Here is an 18,668-nt window from a genome sequence, read left to right on the forward strand (position 1 = left end):
TCAGCTGACTGGGCGTTTTCTTTAGTGCCTGCAAGCAAGCACTAAAGAAAACGGAAACGTTTTGCGGGCATGCTCTAATCGGTCCAAATCGTCGACAAGATTGCCTATTAAGCATATGCTGGGTAAGCGTTCGTATAGTACCCTGATGTTGGAACGAAAGAGCAACGGGTCAGCCATTTACTACTCCAGGCCAAGTGGGTATTTGCGCAGTAGGGGCAAGCCCAAGTGGTATCCCAATAAAATAAAACTGCGCGTTGTACGCGCGTACGTTTCGTGTTGCTGACGCCGTAACCGTTCGGTGACGCCACCTTGATTTAATTACCCTCTCTCCTTTGAACATCGTATGCGCACAACGTAAGCAAACGGTGATCCCACCTTGACCACCAACATCAGTTACGGCTAGGCAGCTTGTCAGCGATGCGGCAGCAATTCCTCCACGCGGCTGGCCATTTGTGCATAAAGAGCCAGAAAAACCTTTCGGGTTCAGCTAATTAACGAGTGCAGTAACGCCTGCATATTATAAAAAGTGGGGAATAAAAATAAGAAAATCTGCATAAAACTAAAGTTTTATGCAGATTTCAATTTGGTGGCCTGGGACGGAATCGAACCGCCGACACAAGGATTTTCAATCCTCTGCTCTACCGACTGAGCTACCGGGCCAAGACCACTATTATATACCAAGTTTAATTGCGTTTTCCACGACTGAGGTCTATTCCTAGTTGTTTTAGTTTTCGATATAGATGTGTGCGCTCTAAGCCGGTTTGTTCGGCTACGCGTGTCATGGAGCCACCTTCTTGGGCGAGGTGGAATTCGAAATAGGCTTTTTCGAAACCATCTCGTGCTTCGCGCAATGGCTTGTCCAGGTTGAACGTCTGCTGCGCATGCGGACTTCCATCTGCGTTATGTTGCGCTTGTAGGCCGATGCCACCGGCATCATTGGTTAATTCAGAGGCTACAACTTTGAGTTCGACTGGATGGGGTAGCGTTGCGGCAGCTGCGGGCTTGCGCGTGGCGTTGCGGGTCAGGCCGAGTTCGACGGCTTTCAATAATTTCTGCAGCGTGATGGGCTTTTCTAGGAACGAGTAGGCCCCTATGCGGGTTGCTTCTACGGCTGTGTCGATGGTGGCGTGCCCACTCATCATGATCACAGGCATGGTCAGTGTGCCGGTGGCGGCCCATTCCTTCAGTAGAGAGACGCCGTCCGTATCGGGCATCCAGATGTCCAGCAAGACCAAATCATGGCGCGTGCGCAGATGTGCCGCGCGGGCCTCTGCCGCATTCTCTGCAAGTTCGACGTTGTGGCCTTCATCGTTGAGGATTTCGAAGAGGAGATCGCGTATGCCGAGTTCATCGTCGACGACCAAAATGTTTGCCATGGTTGAGAGCGAGTTCCCGAATGAAAATAAAGCGTTGCAGTGCTTGCTAGGCAGCTGCTTTGTTGTGTATGGAGAATGATAACGATACTTGCGCCCCAACAACCATACCATCTGCGATGCGGTTGGAGAGGTCTATGCGGGCACCGTGTTCATCTGCGATTTTCTTGACGACAGCCAGTCCCAGTCCAGTGCCACGGCTCTTGGTGGTGACGTAGGGCTCAAAGGCGCGCTTCAAGATATTTTCTGGAAAACCAGAGCCTTGGTCGTTCACTGTGAGGCGAACGCGTTGTGCGCTGGGAATCCATTGTGTACGCAAAAGTACCTGCTGGGCCTGACCGGATGCGGCCTTGGCTTCGGATGCGTCCTGAGCGTTCTGCAGCAGGTTATGGATGACTTGGCGCAGCTGTTCTGCGTCGCCCAGAATCGGCGGGCATAGATCGTCGAGTTCGGCGGAGATTTGCACGGCCGATGCATCGTACAACTGCAGCACATCCTGCACGAGGTGGTTCAGGTCCAGTGGCTTCAGATCTGCGGTAGGTAGCCGTGCATAGTCGCGGAATTCATTGACCAGGCGTTTCATGGCTTCGACCTGGTCCACAATGGTTTTGACGGATTTGGTAAGCAAGGCTTGTTCCGGCTCGGCCACTTTGCCTGTGAGCTTCATCTCCAGTCGTTCTGCAGACAGCTGAATGGGCGTAAGCGGGTTCTTGATTTCGTGGGCTAGTCGGCGCGCGACTTCGCCCCAGGCCTGGGCGCGTTGGGCCGATACCATCTCGGAGACATCGTCAAATACCAGCAACCGGTTGCTGCCAGGCAGTTCGGCACCTCGTGCTATTAAAACTATAGCATCCTGCGCAAACGGTGATTGCGTGCCGTTCAGTTCAAACGATTGTTGCCAATGGTCCAGCTCATGGTGTGTTTGCTCGCTGGCGAAGGCGGAAAACTGCTCTTGTACGCGTTCTGCGAAATGCTCCAGACCCGTCACCTCGGCGAGTGGCTTGCCTTCGTAGGCGGCTAGCGGCACGCGCAGGATGCGAGTGGCACCGGGGTTGCTGGATTCGATGACATTCTGGCTGCTCAGCACAATTACGCCGGCCGTCAGGTTGTCCAGAATGGTTTGCAGATTGGCCCGAGCGGCACTGACCTGGGCCATGCTGTGGTCTACCGCTGAACGTGCGTCCGCAAGCTGCTGTGTCATGTCGGCGAACGAGCGTGTCAATCCACCCAGCTCGTCCTTTCCCTGCAGTACCGACTTGGGCGTCAAATCCCCAGCAGCCACTTGGCGCACACCTTCCGCAAGCAGCAGCAGTGGACGGGCGAGCTGGTTGCCCAGCACTACGGCCAGCAGCACTGCGCCGAACACGGCCAGAAATAGGCTGAGTGTCAGTGTGCCGATATACATGCGTTTAAGACCGTTGCGGGCCAAGGCGCGCTCCTGATATTCGCGGTTGGCGGCTTGCACCGCCAGGGCGTTATCTACCAGTTGCTGGGGCAGGGTTTGGGTGAGCTGAAGATAACGTGGCTCTGCCAGCAACCCCACGCCCGGACTTGCCACGACCGCCAATGCCTTGATTTGTGCTGGTGTGCCCGGCGTCAGTCCGGTTTCGTCCAGGCCCTCGATAGATGCAACAGCCTTCTGGCTGCGCACGTTGCGCAGTTGCTGGCTGCTGGGGTGCTCCGGATTCAGCAGAAAACGGGATTGGCCGGCGCTTGCAATCGGCTGTCCACTGGCATTCCACAGCACCACGTCATTCACGCTGAGCTGATCGCGCATGCGTTCCAGTGCCAGGCCGGCGGCGGCATCGGGGGTATCAGAGAGTTGCCGGCTGGCGCTTCGGGCCTTGTCGGCTAGGTCATTGGCCAATACGTCCAAGGTGGTTCTGCCCAGGTTCACGCCGGCATCCAGCGCACCCTCTACCTTGACGTCAAACCAGCTTTCGATGGAGCGGGACACGAACTGATAGGACACCACGTAGATCAGCAGGCCGGGCATCAGACCTACCAGCGCAAAAATGGTGGCCAGCTTGACCAGCAAGCGGCTGCCGAATTTGCCTTTGCGTAGCCGGGTCAGCAGGCGCACAGCCATCCACACAATGACCGAAAGCAAGGTGGCGGCCACCACCACGTTGACAGCAAACAGGCGGGTGTAATTACGCTCAAACAAGGCCCGGTTGCTGGTGGACTGGGTCAGCAGCAGCAGCAGGATCAACCCTACTGCCATGGCCACTACGACGCCAACCACTACAGCCCAGCGTAGCGCGCGGGTGCTGCTTTGCGCACTGCGCGCCGATGGCTGTTTCATTTGCCGCCTTCTTGTCCTAGGCGGATATTGCGGCTACCGGAGAGGCTCCAGTCGGCCTGGCCCAAGGTGCTGATCTGGAACGGCCGGGGGAGCTGTGACACATCCAGCCGGAAGCTGAAGTCCAGGTGGGTTTTACCGTCGAACTCGACATCCGCTGCGTCGGCAATTTTCCAGTGGGAAAAGCGCTGTATGTAGGTGAGCGCATCCGACAGGGAATCGAAGTTCTGGCTCAGTGTTACACCCAGCCCGCTGTTGCCTATGGGAGTGGGAGATACGTTCAGACGCCAGCGCCGTGTCAGCGGCAGATAGGCCAAGCGCATATGGCGGGCCTCTGAGGCCTGCTTGCGGTCGTACCAATACCAGCGGTCACGCAGAACCTCCACTTCCGCCACAAAGAACATGGGAATGCCTTTGTTCAAGGCATCCTCTACCAGGCTGGGTAGCTCGAACTTCAGATTGGCGGAGAAAAATACACCGCCGTCTTCGCGTTCCACCTGCATCTGGCTGATTTCCACTACGGTGTTTTCGGCCCAGGCAAGAGGCTGCAGGCACAGCAAAACGCAGGCGCAAAAGCGTAGCAAAGCTTGGCTAAGCCGCACGCTTTTCCAGTAATGCGTAAAAGAATCCATCGTTATCACACAGAACATTGTCGGCTAGGGTATCCGCCGAAGTCGCCGTGTGGGGGATTAAATGCCCGGGTGACGGTTGTAAAAGTGCGTCTGTGTGGCGCGCAAGGAACGTTTCGACCTGGTTGCGTCCTTCTGCATGGAACAGCGAGCAGGTGCAGTACAGCAGACGTCCGCCGGCGCGTACCAAGGGCCAAAGCTGTTGCAGCAGGCTGGCCTGGATCGCGGCTAACTGGGCAATATCGCTCTCGCGGCGCAACCAGCGCACATCCGGGTGGCGCCGCACGATGCCGGATGCGGTGCAGGGCGCATCCAGCAAGATGGCATCGAATAACTGGCCGTCCCACCAGGTTGCGGGTTGGTTGGCATCGGCCGCCCGCACCGTGGCGTGCAGGCCCTGGCGCTGCAGATTCTGACCAATGCGTTCGCAACGCAGCGGGTCAATGTCCAGGGCGGTGACGTCCGCATTGGCCAACTCCAGCAGGTGGGCAGTCTTGCCCCCTGGTGCTGCACAGGCGTCCAGAACGCGCAGCGGCTGGCTCAGATCCCACCCCTGCAGCAGCAGGGGGGCGGCTAATTGTGCGGCGGCATCTTGTACCGAGACAGCCCCTTCGGCAAAGCCCGGGATTTGCTGTACCGGCATGGGGTTGGCCAGGAGCACACCAGAAGTACCCACTAGGGTTGCTTCAATATTCATAGCTGCCAGCGCAGATATTACCTGCGCTGGAGTCGATTTTCTTGCATTAACCCGCAGGCTCATGGGCGCATGCGTATTGTTGGCTTGCAGGATGTTTTGCCACTGTTGTGGCTGCTCTTGTTTGAGCCGTTGAATCCACCAGCGAGGGTGGTTCCACACGGCCACTGGGTCGCGCTCGGAGGCGGTCACCAGGGCTTCGCGCTCGCGTAGAAAGCGGCGCAGGCAGGCGTTGATGAAGCTGGCCTGTGCCTTGGCCTTGCCGCGCTGTGCCGCTTCTACGGTTTGGTCCACCAGGGTAAAGATTTCATAGGGCGCCTCGGCGTCCAGCCAGACCAGGGCCAATGCTGTGCACAGCAGAGCGTCGGCCGGTGCAGGTGGTGCACGGCGCGCCAGCTGCAAACGCAGGGCTTCTGCCCGACCCAGGTTGCGCAGGGTATGGAATACGATGGCCTGCACCCCGGGGCGCAGGGGGCCATTGACGGCCGCCAAAGAGGGCGTGGCCGAAGTGCCGCCACGGATGGCTTGCAACACGTCGGCTGCAGCCTGCAACTGGCGCCATAGAGGAATCGGCGCTGCAGTGTGCGGCGCCATTTTGTGACCCTGCGCGGGGGATGCGGTCATAGGTGAAAGTATCTCGGGTGGCAGAGTTTCAAAATGCTTGGGCCATACGGAAACCAAACAGCCAGGCCAACAGCCGGGCGGGAAATTGCGCAATGGCGGCGTTGTAACTATGCACGGCCTGGCCGAAAGCAATGCGCGCGTGCTGTACCTGTAGGCCTGCATCTTGCCATTGCAAGAGCAGGCTCGGGGGAAGGGGGGCGCCGTCCTGGCCATGCCCGTCTGTGCAGACGCGTAGCCAGGCGGTTTGCAGCACTTCATCGGCCGCAGCCAGGGCCCGGATGGCAGCCGCCTTCAAGGGGCGATCGCGCGCCACCGCCAGGGATGCAGTGAGTTGCTGGAGCGCACCGAGTAGTCCCGCCCACGATTGGTTGGATGCCCCCTCGGCTATGGTCATATCTACAGAGGCATATGCAGTTTGCGCGGCTGCGATGATCTCCGCATAGCGCTGCAACTGCAGTGCCACGGGCGCAAAGGCGCGGGACGCCTGCGAGCGCAGCCGGACCAGCCGGTTGTAGGCGCCTACAGACCAAAACAGCAAGGTGGCACACAGGCACCACCAGACGATGCTTGAAGAAATCAACGGCAGAGCTTCCAATGCAAAGCGAGGCGGGGCGGTCACGCAAGCCAAGCCCCATAAAAAAACACCCCAAGCCCCGGTGAGGGCTTGAGGTGCTTGGCTTAGGGCCGTCGGCTTTTGTTACTCTCCGACGTGGCCTTCGCTGACTTCCGCGCTGGCGGTTTCGTCTTGCGTTCCTGCAAGCTCAGCCGCTTCGGCTTCGGCGATAGCACGGCGCTCGGCGTCGTCCATCAGGTCCTTGGCGACACGGGCCTGGTGGTAGGCCATGCCGGTACCAGCGGGTATCAGGCGGCCGACGATCACGTTTTCCTTCAGGCCACGGAGCTCGTCGCGTTTGCCCATGATGGCGGCCTCGGTCAGCACGCGCGTGGTTTCCTGGAAGGACGCGGCGCTGATGAAGCTGTCGGTGGACAGCGATGCCTTGGTAATACCCAGCAACAGGTTGGTAAAGGTTGCAGGGGTCTTGCCTTCAGCACGCAGGGCGTCATTGGTGTCCAGCATTTCGCTGCGTTCCACTTGTTCGCCGTTGATGTAGCCGGAGTCACCTGCGTTCTCTACCACCACGCGGCGCAGCATCTGGCGCACGATCACTTCAATGTGCTTGTCATTGATCTTCACGCCTTGCAAGCGGTACACGTCCTGCACTTCGTCCACGATGTAGCGAGCCAGTTCTTCCATGCCCAGCAAGCGCAAAATGTCTTGTGGGTCGGCTGGGCCGTCCACAATGTTTTCGCCCTTGTTGACCACTTGGCCTTCGTGCACCAGGATGCTCTTTTCCTTGGGGATCAGTTCGTCCCAGACCTTGCCTTCTGGATCGGTGATTTGCAGGCGAACCTTGCCCTTGGTTTCCTTGCCGAACGACACGGTACCGGTCATTTCGGCCAGCATGCCCTTGTCCTTCGGCGTACGGGCTTCGAACAACTCGGCCACACGTGGCAAACCGCCGGTAATGTCGCGGGTCTTCTGGCCTTCGATCGGGATACGGGCCAGCACTTCGCCGCGGCCGACTTCCTGGCCGTCGCGCACCTGGATCAGTGCACCAACAGGGAAGCCGATGGTCACGGAGTGGTCGGTACCGGTGATCTTCACTTCGTTACCCGACGCGTCGATCAGTTTGACTTGGGGACGCACGACCTTGGCTGCACCGCGGCGCTTCGGATCGATAACCACCAGGGTTGCCAGACCGGTCACTTCGTCCACCTGGCGGGCCACGGTCAGACCTTCTTCCACATTCTCAAACTTGCTGGTACCAGCGAACTCGGTAATGATGGGGCGGGTCAACGGATCCCAGTTGGCCAGAATGGTGCCGGCCTTGACAGCCTGGTCCACCTTGACCGACAGAATGGCACCGTAAGGCACTTTGTGACGTTCGCGTTCGCGGCCATGCTCGGTGATGATGATTTCACCGGAGCGGGCAATCACGACCAACTCGTTCTTGCTGTTGGTCACGTAGCGCATCGTGGCGTTGAAGCCGATCGTGCCGTTGGACTTGGCTTCCACGCTGGAGGCGATGGCCGCACGGGATGCGGCACCACCGATGTGGAAGGTACGCATGGTCAGCTGGGTACCAGGTTCGCCGATAGATTGCGCTGCAATCACACCCACGGCCTCGCCACCGTTGATCAGACCACCGCGACCCAGATCGCGGCCATAGCACTTGGCGCAGATGCCAAAGCGGGTGGCGCAGGTCAGTGCGGTACGCACTTTGACTTCGTCCACACCAGCGGTTTCCAAGATGTCGAGCATGTCCTCGTCCATCATGGCACCAGCGCTAGCCAGGACCGAGCGATCTTCGGGGTGCAGCACATCTTCCGCGGCGGTACGACCCAGAATGCGGTCGCGCAGCGATTCGATGACTTCACCACCTTCGACGATAGCGCGCATCAGGTAGCCGTTGGCCGTGCCACAGTCGTTTTCGGTCACGACCAAGTCCTGCGTCACATCCACCAGACGACGGGTCAGGTAACCCGAGTTGGCGGTCTTCAAAGCCGTATCCGCGAGACCCTTACGGGCACCGTGGGTGGAAATGAAGTATTCCAACACGTTCAAACCTTCGCGGAAGTTCGCGGTAATCGGCGTTTCAATGATGGAACCGTCCGGCTTGGCCATCAGACCCCGCATACCGGCCACCTGGCGAATCTGGGCTGCAGAACCACGGGCGCCAGAGTCAGCCATCATGTAGATGGAGTTGAAAGACTCTTGCTCGACTTCCTTGCCGTCACGATCGATGGTCTTCTCTTTGGAGAGCTGGGACATCATGACCTTGGAGACTTCGTCACCGGCCTTGCCCCAAATGTCCACCACCTTGTTGTAGCGTTCGCCAGCCGTCACCAAGCCAGAAACGTACTGGTTGGCGATCTCTTTGACTTCCTTCTCGGCGCGGGCAATGATGCCGTGCTTTTCTTGTGGTACCAGCATGTCGTCGATGCAGATCGAGATACCGGCTTTGGTAGCCAGACGGAAACCGTTTTGCAACAGCTTGTCGGCAAACACCACGGTCTCTTTCAATCCGCACTTGCGGAACGACACGTTGATCAGCTTGGAGATTTCCTTCTTCTTCAACGCCTTGTTGATGTTAGAGAAAGGCAGGCCCTTGGGCAGGATTTCGGATAGCAGCGCACGGCCCGCGGTGGTTTCCCACAGCTTGGTTGATGGCACGAACTCGCCGGTGGCCTTGTCCTTGGTGTACTCGGTCAGCCGGACGTTGATGCGGGCAGTCAGTTCAACTTGGCCGGCGTCAAATGCGCGCTGCACTTCACCGGTATCGGAGAAGATCAGACCTTCGCCCTTGCCATTCACGCGGTCACGGGTCGTGTAGTACAGACCCAGCACCACGTCCTGGCTTGGCACGATCGATGGTTCACCGTTGGCAGGGAACAGAATGTTGTTCGAGGCCAGCATCAGCGTGCGGGCTTCCATTTGCGCTTCTACCGACAAGGGTACGTGAACAGCCATCTGGTCACCGTCAAAGTCGGCGTTGAATGCCGAGCAGACGAGTGGGTGCAGCTGGATGGCCTTGCCTTCGATCAGGATGGGCTCAAAAGCCTGGATGCCCAAACGGTGCAGCGTAGGCGCACGGTTCAGCATGATGGGGTGCTCTTTAATCACCTCCTCCAGGATGTCCCATACCACTGGCGTGCCGGATTCCACTTCCTTCTTGGCCGCCTTGATGGTGGTCGCAATGCCCATGGCTTCCAGGCGCGAGAAGATGAAGGGTTTGAACAGCTCCAGAGCCATCAGCTTGGGCAGGCCGCACTGGTGCAGCTTGAGGGTAGGGCCCACCACAATGACCGAACGGCCAGAGTAGTCGACGCGCTTACCCAACAAGTTCTGACGGAAACGACCGCTCTTGCCCTTGATCATGTCGGCCAGGGACTTCAGTGCACGCTTGTTGGCTCCGGTCATGGCCTTGCCGCGGCGACCGTTGTCCAACAACGAATCGACAGCTTCTTGCAGCATGCGCTTTTCGTTGCGGGCAATGATTTCCGGCGCCTTCAGTTCCAGCAGACGGCGCAGACGGCTGTTGCGGTTGATGACGCGACGGTACAAGTCATTCAGATCGGATGTGGCAAAACGGCCACCGTCCAGTGGCACCAGCGGACGCAGGTCCGGTGGCAGCACGGGCAGCACATTCAGCACCATCCATTCAGGTTTGATGCCTGATTTTTTGAATGCTTCCAGCAGCTTGAGGCGCTTGGCGTTCTTCTTGATCTTGACTTCGGAACCGGTCAGGTCGTTACGCAGGCGCTCGATGGAAGAATCGATTTCGATGGCTTCCAGCAAGTCCTTGATGCCTTCCGCACCCATCTTGGCCACGAACTCGTCGCCGTATTCCTTGGTCTTCGCATCGAAGTCGTCTTCCGACATGATCGCGAATTTCTTCAGCGGGGTCATGCCAGGGTCGGTGACCACATATGCTTCAAAGTAGAGCACGCGTTCAATGTCGCGCAGCGTCATGTCCAGCACCAGGCCCAGACGCGATGGCAATGACTTCAGGAACCAGATGTGGGCACAAGGTGCGGCCAGATCGATGTGGCCCATGCGCTCCCGGCGTACCTTGGTCTGCGTGACTTCAACGCCGCACTTTTCGCAGATGACACCGCGGTGCTTGAGGCGCTTGTATTTGCCGCACAGGCATTCGTAGTCCTTGATAGGGCCAAAAATCTTGGCGCAGAACAAACCATCACGCTCTGGCTTGAAGGTGCGGTAGTTGATGGTTTCAGGCTTTTTGACCTCACCGAAAGACCACGAGCGGATCTTTTCGGGCGAAGCCATACCGATCCGAATGGCATCGAAATGCGAGTCGGGGGTGAACTGCTTGAACAGGTCGAGTAATGATTTCATGTGTTAAATCCTTTTCTTGTCCGCAATTAGCTACGCTCGAGTTCGATGTCCAGGCCCAAGGAACGGATTTCCTTGACCAGCACGTTGAACGATTCCGGCATGCCTGCTTCAATAGCGTGTTCGCCCTTGACAATGCTTTCGTACACCTTGGTACGGCCCACCACGTCGTCGGACTTCACGGTTAGCATTTCCTGCAGTGTGTAGGACGCGCCGTACGCTTCCAGTGCCCACACTTCCATTTCCCCGAAACGCTGTCCACCGAACTGGGCTTTACCGCCCAGTGGTTGTTGTGTAACCAAGCTGTAGGGGCCGGTAGAACGTGCGTGCATCTTGTCGTCAACCAAATGGTGCAGCTTCAAGAAGTGCATATAACCCACGGTGGTAGGACGCTCAAAAGGCTCACCCGAGCGGCCGTCAAACAGATTTGCCTGGGTGCGTGTAGCGGTCAGACCTTTGTGCTTGGCGATGTCGTCCGGATAGGCCAGTTGCAGCATGCCACGGATGTCTTCTTCAGACGCGCCATCGAACACGGGCGTTGCGAAGGTGGCACCGTTAGACATATTCGCCGCCATATTCAGAACTTCTTGGTCGCTGAGTTGGCTCAGGTCTTCCTTGCGGCCAGAACCGTTGTACAGCTTGTCCATGAAGCTACGGACTTCTGCCACCTTGGCTTCGGCTTGCAGCATGTCACCGATGCGTTGGCCAATACCCTTTGCGGCCCAACCCAAATGCACTTCCAGAACTTGACCGACGTTCATCCGCGATGGCACGCCCAGTGGGTTCAAGCAGATGTCGCAAGGTGTGCCATCGGCCATGTAAGGCATGTCTTCGACTGGAACGATCTTGGATACCACGCCCTTGTTACCATGGCGGCCGGCCATCTTGTCGCCGGGTTGCAAGCGGCGCTTGACAGCCAGGTAAACCTTGACCATCTTCAGTACGCCCGCTGGCAATTCATCGCCTTGCGTCAGCTTTTTGCGCTTTTCTTCGTAGGCCAGGTCGAAGCTGTGACGGGTTTGCTCCAGAGAGTTCTTGATGGACTCCAGCTGGCTTGCCACTTCTTCGTCTGCGGGACGGATATCGAACCAATGGAACTTCTCCACCGAAGACAGGTATGCCTTGTCGAGTTTGGTGCCTTTGGGCAGCTTTTGCGGGCCGCCATTGGCAACCTTACCAATCAACAGCTTCTCGATACGGTCGAACGCGTCGGCTTCCACGATGCGCAATTGGTCGTTCAGGTCCAGGCGGAAGCGCTTCAGTTCATCGTCGATGATCTGTTGGGCGCGTTTGTCACGCACGATACCTTCACGGGTGAACACTTGCACGTCGATCACGGTGCCTTGTGAACCCTGGTCCACGCGCAAGGATGTGTCTTTCACATCGCTGGCTTTTTCACCGAAGATGGCGCGCAGCAATTTCTCCTCTGGCGTCAGCGTGGTTTCGCCCTTAGGGGTGACCTTGCCGACCAGCGTGTCGCCGGGCTGCACTTCTGCACCCACGTAGATGATGCCGGATTCGTCCAGGCGGTTCAGCTGCTGTTCGCTCAGATTGGGAATATCGCGGGTGATTTCTTCCGCGCCCAGCTTGGTGTCACGGGCCATCACCACCAGTTCCTCGATGTGGATCGAGGTGTAGCGGTCGTCCGCAACCACGCGTTCGGAGATCAAGATCGAATCTTCGAAGTTGTAGCCGTTCCAGGGCATGAAGGCGATCAGCATGTTCTGACCAATGGCGATTTCACCGAAGTCGGTGGATGCACCGTCGGCAATCACATCGCCCTTGACCAACTTGTCACCCTTCTTCACGATGGGGCGCTGGTGGATGTTGGTGTTCTGGTTGGAACGTTGGTACTTGATCAGGTTGTAGATGTCCACACCCACTTCACCGGCCGCTGCTTCGGCGTCGTTAACGCGGATCACGATACGGGTTGCATCGACGTAGTCAACGATACCGCCACGGGTCGCGGTCACCACGGTGCCTGAGTCGACTGCTGCAACGCGTTCAATGCCAGTACCGACCAGGGGCTTTTCAGGACGCAGCACAGGCACAGCCTGGCGCGACATGTTGGCGCCCATCAATGCGCGGTTCGCATCATCGTGCTCCAGGAATGGGACCAACGAAGCAGCCACGGAAACGATTTGTGCAGGTGACACATCCATGTACTGCACACGTTCGGCGCCGACCAAGATGGATTCACCTTTTTCACGCGCAGAAACCAGGTCGCCGGTGAGCTTGCCTTCTTTGTCCAGAGCCGCATTGGCCTGGGCAATGACGTACTTACCTTCTTCAATAGCCGACAGATAGTCGATGTCGTTGGTGACCTTGCTGTCTACCACGCGACGGTACGGCGTTTCGATGAAGCCGTATTCGTTCAGGCGTGCATACAAAGCCAAGGAGTTGATCAGACCGATGTTTGGACCTTCAGGCGTTTCAATCGGGCATACGCGACCGTAATGGGTCACGTGCACGTCGCGCACTTCGAAACCAGCACGTTCTCGGGTCAAACCGCCCGGGCCAAGGGCCGAAACACGGCGCTTGTGGGTGATTTCTGCCAGCGGGTTGGTCTGGTCCATGAACTGCGACAACTGCGAAGCACCGAAGAACTCTTTCAGGGCCGCAGAAATCGGCTTGCTGTTGATCAGGTCGTGCGGCATCAAAGGCTCTTGCTCGGCCTGACCCAGACGTTCCTTCACGGCTTTTTCGATACGAGCCAAACCTGCACGGTATTGGTTTTCTGCCAGTTCGCCCACGCAACGTACGCGACGGTTACCCAAATGGTCGATGTCGTCGACTTCGCCGCGGCCATTGCGCAGATCCACCAGAATCTTGACTACTGCCAGGATGTCTTCGTTGGTCAGCACCATGGGGCCGGTGGACTCATTACGGCCCATCTTGGCGTTGAACTTCATGCGACCAACGCGCGACAGATCGTAGGTGTCCGGGTTGTAAAACAGACGTTGGAACAGTGCCTGTACTGCGTCTTCCGTTGGAGGCTCGCCAGGACGCATCATGCGATAGATCGCAACGCGGGCTGCGAATTCATCCACAGTTTCATCGCTACGCAAGGTTTGCGAAATGTAAGCGCCTTGGTCCAGCTCGTTGGTATAGATGCATTGCAGATCTTGCACGCCAGCGCCGCGGAGTTTCTTGAGCAGCGCTTCGGTCAACTCTTCGTTGGCCTTGGCAATGATTTCACCGGTGTCGGCATCAACGATATTCTTGGCAACCACGCGGCCCACCAGGAAGTCTTCAGGCACGCTGATATGGGTCGTATTGGATTGCTCCATATCACGGGTGTGACGAGCGGTAATGCGTTTGTCCTTGGCGACGACGACCTTGCCGGTTTTATCCGTAATGTCGAAACGAGCCACTTCACCGCGCAGACGTTCTGCCACAAATTCCATTTGTGCGCCGCTGTCCATCAGGCGGAAGTTATCGTTGACGAAGAAGTTCGCCAAAATGGACTCAGGGGTCAAGCCAATCGCTTTGAGCAGAATGGTGACGGGCATCTTGCGACGGCGGTCCACTCGGAAGTACAGAATGTCTTTGGGGTCGAACTCGAAGTCGAGCCAGGAGCCACGGTAGGGGATCACGCGTGCGGAGAAAAGCAGCTTACCCGAGCTGTGGGTTTTACCCTTGTCGTGTTCGAAAAATACACCCGGTGAACGGTGCAGCTGCGACACGATGACACGTTCCGTGCCATTGATGATGAACGAGCCTTTTTCAGTCATCAGGGGCACTTCGCCCATATAGACTTCTTGCTCTTTGACTTCCTTGACGACCTTGGACTGGGAGGTGGAAGACTCGCGGTCATAAATGACCAGTTGTACTTTTGCCCGCACAGCAGACGCGAACGTCAAACCCCGGGTTTGGCATTCGCGTACGTCGAATGCAGGTTTGGCGAGGTTGTACTCAACGTACTTCATTTCCACAAAACCGTTGTGGGAAACGATAGGGAATGCGGCGTCAAATGCAGCCTGTAGACCTTCGACTGTGCGCTTCTGAGGGGCGATATCGGCTTGCAAAAATGCGGTGTAAGCATCTTTTTGCATCTGCAACAAGTAGGGAACTTCAAGTACGCTGTCGCGACTTCCGAAATTTTTACGAATGCGTTTGCGTTCGGTGTACGTATAAGCCATGAGATCTCCGGGGGCAAGGACTGGGGGTCCAGGGGGGCCTGTCAACTGTCGTTTTGCGCATCATGCGCAACAAACTTGGCGGTTGGCCACTACCAACCATGGCGGACGATTGCGCATTGCACGCAATCCGAACCAAGGCATCTTCTGCAGTCGGAGCCAGAAGACACTGAAAAAGAACGACCAGCGCTACTTTTCAGTGTTCTCTTACAAGCGCCAAAGGCTGGGAGCCCTTGTGGAGCTCCCAGCCTCAGCAAAGCAACTTGCTTACTTCAATTCAGCCTTAGCACCGGCTTCCACCAGTTTCTTCAGAGCTGCTTCAGCATCAGCCTTGGCAATGCCTTCCTTGACTGCCTTGGGGGCGCCGTCAACCAGGTCCTTAGCTTCTTTCAAGCCCAGGCCGGTGATTTCGCGCACAGCCTTAATGACCGACACCTTGTTGGCGCCAGCTTCGACCAGTACAACATTGAACTCGGTCTTTTCTTCGGCAGCAGCGGCTGGGCCGGCAGCAGCAGCAGGGCCAGCCATGGCGGCAGCGCTCACGCCAAACTTCTCTTCGATGGCTTTCACCAGGTCGTTGAGTTCCAAGACCGTCATGCTGTCCAGCGCGGTCAAAAATGCGTCTTTATCGAATGCCATTTTGATTTCCAGTAATTTCAGTTGGGGACAGACTTCGCATATGCAAAGCACTATCCAGCAAAGTTTTTGTCAATATCGACCGTAACAACTACGTTAGGCCGGAGCAACTTCTGCAGCCACTTCGGTGGTTGCTTCGGCTGCAGAGCCTGCGCCCTTTTTGTCCGCCAGGGCGGCCAGCACACGTGCCGTACGCGAAATGGGGGACTGCATCAAGCCCAGCAATTGAGCCAGCAAAACTTCCTTGGAAGGAATGCTTGCCAACTGCTTAACGCCGTTCACGTCCAGAGCTTTTCCACCGAAAGCGCCACCCCGAATTACCAACTTATCATTGGTCTTCGAGAATTCAGCCACCACTTTTGCGGCGGCGACGGCGTCAACAGAAAAGCCATAGATCAGCGGTCCGGTCATCTGGTCGGACACAACTTCAAATGCACTGCCTGCGACAGCACGGCGAGCCAGGGTGTTCTTCAACACGCTGAGGGTCACACCGTTGCTACGCGCAGCCGAGCGCAATTTGGTCATGTCAGCGACCGTGATGCCACGGTACTCCGCCATCACGAGCGTTTGAGCTTTAGCGGCGAGGCTGGTCACATCGGTAATGACCGCTTCTTTCTCACTGCGATTAAGACTCAAGGTCTACTCCTTAAAAAGTGCCGTTCGGCTGATTGCCGTTCAACACACTACTTTGCAGCGATCAACTGTTTCGGAACATATTCCATCTGCAGCGGGATCGCCATCTGCGTTGGTTTTCACTGATTAAGTCCAGACAAGCTGCACACCAACGGTCTTGGATGGCTCGCCTGGATAGAAATATCCTGACGACCCACCACTTTGAAGCCTTTTCTCAAAGGCTTCAAATTTTGCGATTACGCTGCGATGGTTTGCGTGTCGACGCGAACGCCCACACCCATCGTGCTCGAAACCGCAACTTTTCTCAAATACAAACCCTTGCTGGATGCAGGTTTGGCCTTTGCCAAAGCATCGATCAAGGCAGCCAAGTTGCCTTGCAGCTTGTCAGAGTCGAACGAGCGGCGGCCAATCGTGCTGTGCACAATACCCGCCTTGTCAACGCGGAACTGGACTTGACCAGCTTTTGCATTCTTGACAGCCGTTGCTACATCAGGGGTTACCGTGCCAACTTTTGGGTTAGGCATCAGGCCACGTGGGCCCAGGATCTGACCCAAGGTACCAACGATACGCATTGCATCAGGAGCAGCAATCACAACGTCAAAAGGCATATCGCCAGCCTTGATCATTGCAGCCAAGTCGTCCATACCGACAATGTCGGCACCAGCCGCTTTGGCTTCTTCAGCCTTGGCGCCTTGGGCGAACACGGCAACACGCTTGGTTTTGCCGGTGCCATTGGGCAGCACGACAGCGCCACGCACCACTTGGTCCGATTTCTTGGCATCGATACCGAGTTGGACCGCCACGTCGATGGATTCATCGAACTTGGCATTTGCGCATTCCTTGACTATAGCCAAAGCGTCACCGAGAGGGTACAGTTTGGTGGTATCAATCTTGCCAACGAAGGCTTTTTGTTTTTTGGTCAATTTGGACATTTACACGCCCTCCACATTCACACCCATGGAACGGGCGGTACCTGCGATGGTGCGAACAGCGGCGTCCAAATCGGCGGCCGTCATGTCTTTCATCTTGGTCTTTGCAATTTCTTCCAGTTGAGCGCGGGTGATCTTGCCGACCTTGGCGCTGTGCGGTGTGGAAGAGCCCTTGTCGAGCTTGATCGACTTCTTGATCAAAACGGTCGCAGGCGGTGTCTTGATGATGAAGGTGAAGCTCTTGTCTGCGAAGGCAGTGATAACCACTGGCAGAGGCAGGCCTGGCTCAACACCTTGGGTCTGCGCATTGAATGCCTTGCAGAATTCCATGATGTTCAGACCGCGTTGACCCAGTGCGGGGCCGATCGGTGGGGATGGGTTGGCCTTACCGGCTGGTACTTGCAGCTTGATAAAACCGACGATTTTTTTCGCCATTTTTTACTCCTTGCGGGTGATATCGCTGATGTTCGTCATAACAGACATGCATCGGCTCCCCGGGGTTGCGACTCTCAAAACATCCAAGCCGAGTCGTAAAACTTGGAATCCTAAAATTTAATGTGACGGATCAGGTCTTCTCGATCTGGCTAAATTCCAGCTCAACCGGTGTGGCACGTCCAAAAATGGTGACCGAAACGCGAACTTTGCTTTTCTCGTAGTTCACTTCTTCGACAGAACCATTGAAGTCCGTAAAAGGACCTTCCTTCACACGCACAAATTCGCCAACCAAAAACTCTACCTTATGGCGTGGCTTGTCCGTGCCTTCTTGCATTTGACTGACGATTTTCTGAACCTCAGATTCAGAGATCGGGGCAGGGCGATTCTTGGCGCCACCCACGAAACCAGTCACTTTATTTGTGTGTTTGACCAAATGCCAGGATTCATCATCCATGACCATTTCGACAAAGACATAACCTGGGAACAGGCGACGTTCCGTGGTTTTACGCTGGCCATTCTTGATTTCAACGACTTCTTCTGTTGGAACAAGAATACGTGCAAACTTTTGCTGCATACCAGACTGCTGGATACGCTCGGTAATATTGCGTTCGACTGCTTTTTCCATTCCGGAGTAAGCATGGACGATATACCAGCGCAAGTCTGGATTGACGGGGGTGGCGGGCGTTTCTGCCGCGCCGGTTTCTACAACATCAGTCATTACTTTTTCCAGCCCAGAATCAAGTCGTAAAAAACCCATTCCAGCGTCTTATCAGTCAGCCAGAGGAACAAGGCCATGATGACCACAAAGCCGAAGACGTAAAGCGTCATCTGGGTAGCCTCTTTGCGTGTAGGCCAGACAACCTTCTTGACCTCTCGCCAAGCATCGCGCCCAAACGCCAGCAATTGTTTGCCAGGTTCGGAGGCCATAAACAAAGCAATAGCCGCGGCTATGCCAACGATCAATGCCCCCCACTGGGCAATTTGCCCTTGCTTGCTGAGGAGGTAAAAGGCGGCCAATGCAGCAACAACCAAAGCAGCAGACAAGCCTAGTTTGGCTTTGTCCGCGTTGGTATTTACTGTTTCAACTTGTGAGGTGGCCATTTTTGGCTTTTTCCTGCTTCAAATACATGGTGTGTCCGGAGACACAGAAGCCCGTCAGGGCATGACGGGCTTTGTCTATCGCCACCTTTATTAATTAGGTGGCAGGGGCGGAAGGAATCGAACCATCAACCTTCGGTTTTGGAGACCGACGCTCTGCCAATTGAGCTACGCCCCTACAAAATTAAGCAATGATCTTGGCAACCACGCCGGCGCCGACGGTCTTGCCGCCTTCACGGATGGCGAAACGCAGACCTT

At 56.5% G+C, this 18,668-nt stretch carries 14 protein-coding genes and 2 tRNA genes; all 16 read right to left on the minus strand.

Annotated features, from left to right (window positions below; translation table 11 throughout):
* Positions 1-584: 584 nt before the first annotated feature.
* A tRNA-Phe gene (locus AC07R0_RS17415) sits at positions 585-660 on the minus strand.
* 23 nt (positions 661-683) lie between these two features.
* Positions 684-1,376 (minus strand): response regulator, encoded by a 693-nt coding sequence (locus AC07R0_RS17420; protein WP_495105768.1) that lies wholly within the window; start codon positions 1,374-1,376, stop codon positions 684-686.
* A gap of 46 nt (positions 1,377-1,422) precedes the next feature.
* Entirely contained in the window at positions 1,423-3,678 is a 2,256-nt protein-coding gene (locus tag AC07R0_RS17425) for a sensor histidine kinase (protein WP_495105769.1), read from the minus strand.
* On the minus strand, positions 3,675-4,277 hold the full coding sequence (locus AC07R0_RS17430) for a DUF4390 domain-containing protein (protein ID WP_495100026.1): 603 nt from the start codon (positions 4,275-4,277) through the stop codon (positions 3,675-3,677). The genes AC07R0_RS17425 and AC07R0_RS17430 overlap by 4 nt, the downstream gene beginning before the upstream one ends.
* Positions 4,267-5,622: a 16S rRNA (cytosine(967)-C(5))-methyltransferase RsmB gene (gene rsmB / locus AC07R0_RS17435; RefSeq protein ID WP_495105770.1), complete on the minus strand. Its 1,356-nt coding sequence runs from the start codon at positions 5,620-5,622 to the stop codon at positions 4,267-4,269. Before rsmB ends, AC07R0_RS17430 begins: the two co-directional genes overlap by 11 nt.
* 28 nt (positions 5,623-5,650) lie before the next feature.
* On the minus strand, positions 5,651-6,241 hold the full coding sequence (locus tag AC07R0_RS17440; RefSeq protein ID WP_495105771.1) for a LemA family protein: 591 nt from the start codon (positions 6,239-6,241) through the stop codon (positions 5,651-5,653).
* Positions 6,242-6,319: 78 nt separating this feature from the next.
* Complete coding sequence (gene rpoC, locus AC07R0_RS17445) at positions 6,320-10,543, minus strand: DNA-directed RNA polymerase subunit beta' (protein ID WP_495105772.1); 4,224 nt, start codon at positions 10,541-10,543, stop codon at positions 6,320-6,322.
* A gap of 26 nt (positions 10,544-10,569) precedes the next feature.
* Positions 10,570-14,682 carry a DNA-directed RNA polymerase subunit beta gene (rpoB, locus tag AC07R0_RS17450; RefSeq protein WP_495105773.1) on the minus strand — a complete coding sequence of 1,371 codons (4,113 nt, stop codon included), beginning with the start codon at positions 14,680-14,682 and terminating at the stop codon, positions 10,570-10,572.
* Between the two features lie 264 nt (positions 14,683-14,946).
* Positions 14,947-15,318: a 50S ribosomal protein L7/L12 gene (gene rplL, locus AC07R0_RS17455; RefSeq protein WP_490592162.1), complete on the minus strand. Its 372-nt coding sequence runs from the start codon at positions 15,316-15,318 to the stop codon at positions 14,947-14,949.
* 93 nt (positions 15,319-15,411) lie between these two features.
* Positions 15,412-15,951, minus strand: a complete 540-nt coding sequence (rplJ, locus tag AC07R0_RS17460) for a 50S ribosomal protein L10 (RefSeq protein WP_495100021.1) — start codon at positions 15,949-15,951, stop codon at positions 15,412-15,414.
* Between the two features lie 233 nt (positions 15,952-16,184).
* Positions 16,185-16,880, minus strand: a complete 696-nt coding sequence (gene rplA / locus AC07R0_RS17465) for a 50S ribosomal protein L1 (protein ID WP_495100020.1) — start codon at positions 16,878-16,880, stop codon at positions 16,185-16,187.
* The gene (gene rplK, locus AC07R0_RS17470; RefSeq protein ID WP_092762877.1) at positions 16,881-17,312 is read right to left on the minus strand and encodes a 50S ribosomal protein L11; all 432 of its coding nucleotides are present in this window, start codon (positions 17,310-17,312) and stop codon (positions 16,881-16,883) included.
* Positions 17,313-17,442: 130 nt separating this feature from the next.
* Positions 17,443-18,030: a transcription termination/antitermination protein NusG gene (gene nusG, locus AC07R0_RS17475; protein WP_490592165.1), complete on the minus strand. Its 588-nt coding sequence runs from the start codon at positions 18,028-18,030 to the stop codon at positions 17,443-17,445.
* Positions 18,030-18,413: a preprotein translocase subunit SecE gene (gene secE / locus AC07R0_RS17480; protein ID WP_495105774.1), complete on the minus strand. Its 384-nt coding sequence runs from the start codon at positions 18,411-18,413 to the stop codon at positions 18,030-18,032. Before secE ends, nusG begins: the two co-directional genes overlap by 1 nt.
* A 99-nt stretch (positions 18,414-18,512) precedes the next feature.
* A tRNA-Trp gene (locus AC07R0_RS17485) sits at positions 18,513-18,588 on the minus strand.
* A 6-nt stretch (positions 18,589-18,594) separates the two neighbouring features.
* Positions 18,595-18,668, minus strand: a 74-nt coding sequence (locus AC07R0_RS17490) for an EF-Tu C-terminal domain-related protein (RefSeq protein ID WP_495098685.1), incomplete at its 5' end; no start/stop codon positions are given.

The sequence above is a fragment of the Rhodoferax sp. GW821-FHT07F03 genome, from assembly GCF_059418745.1.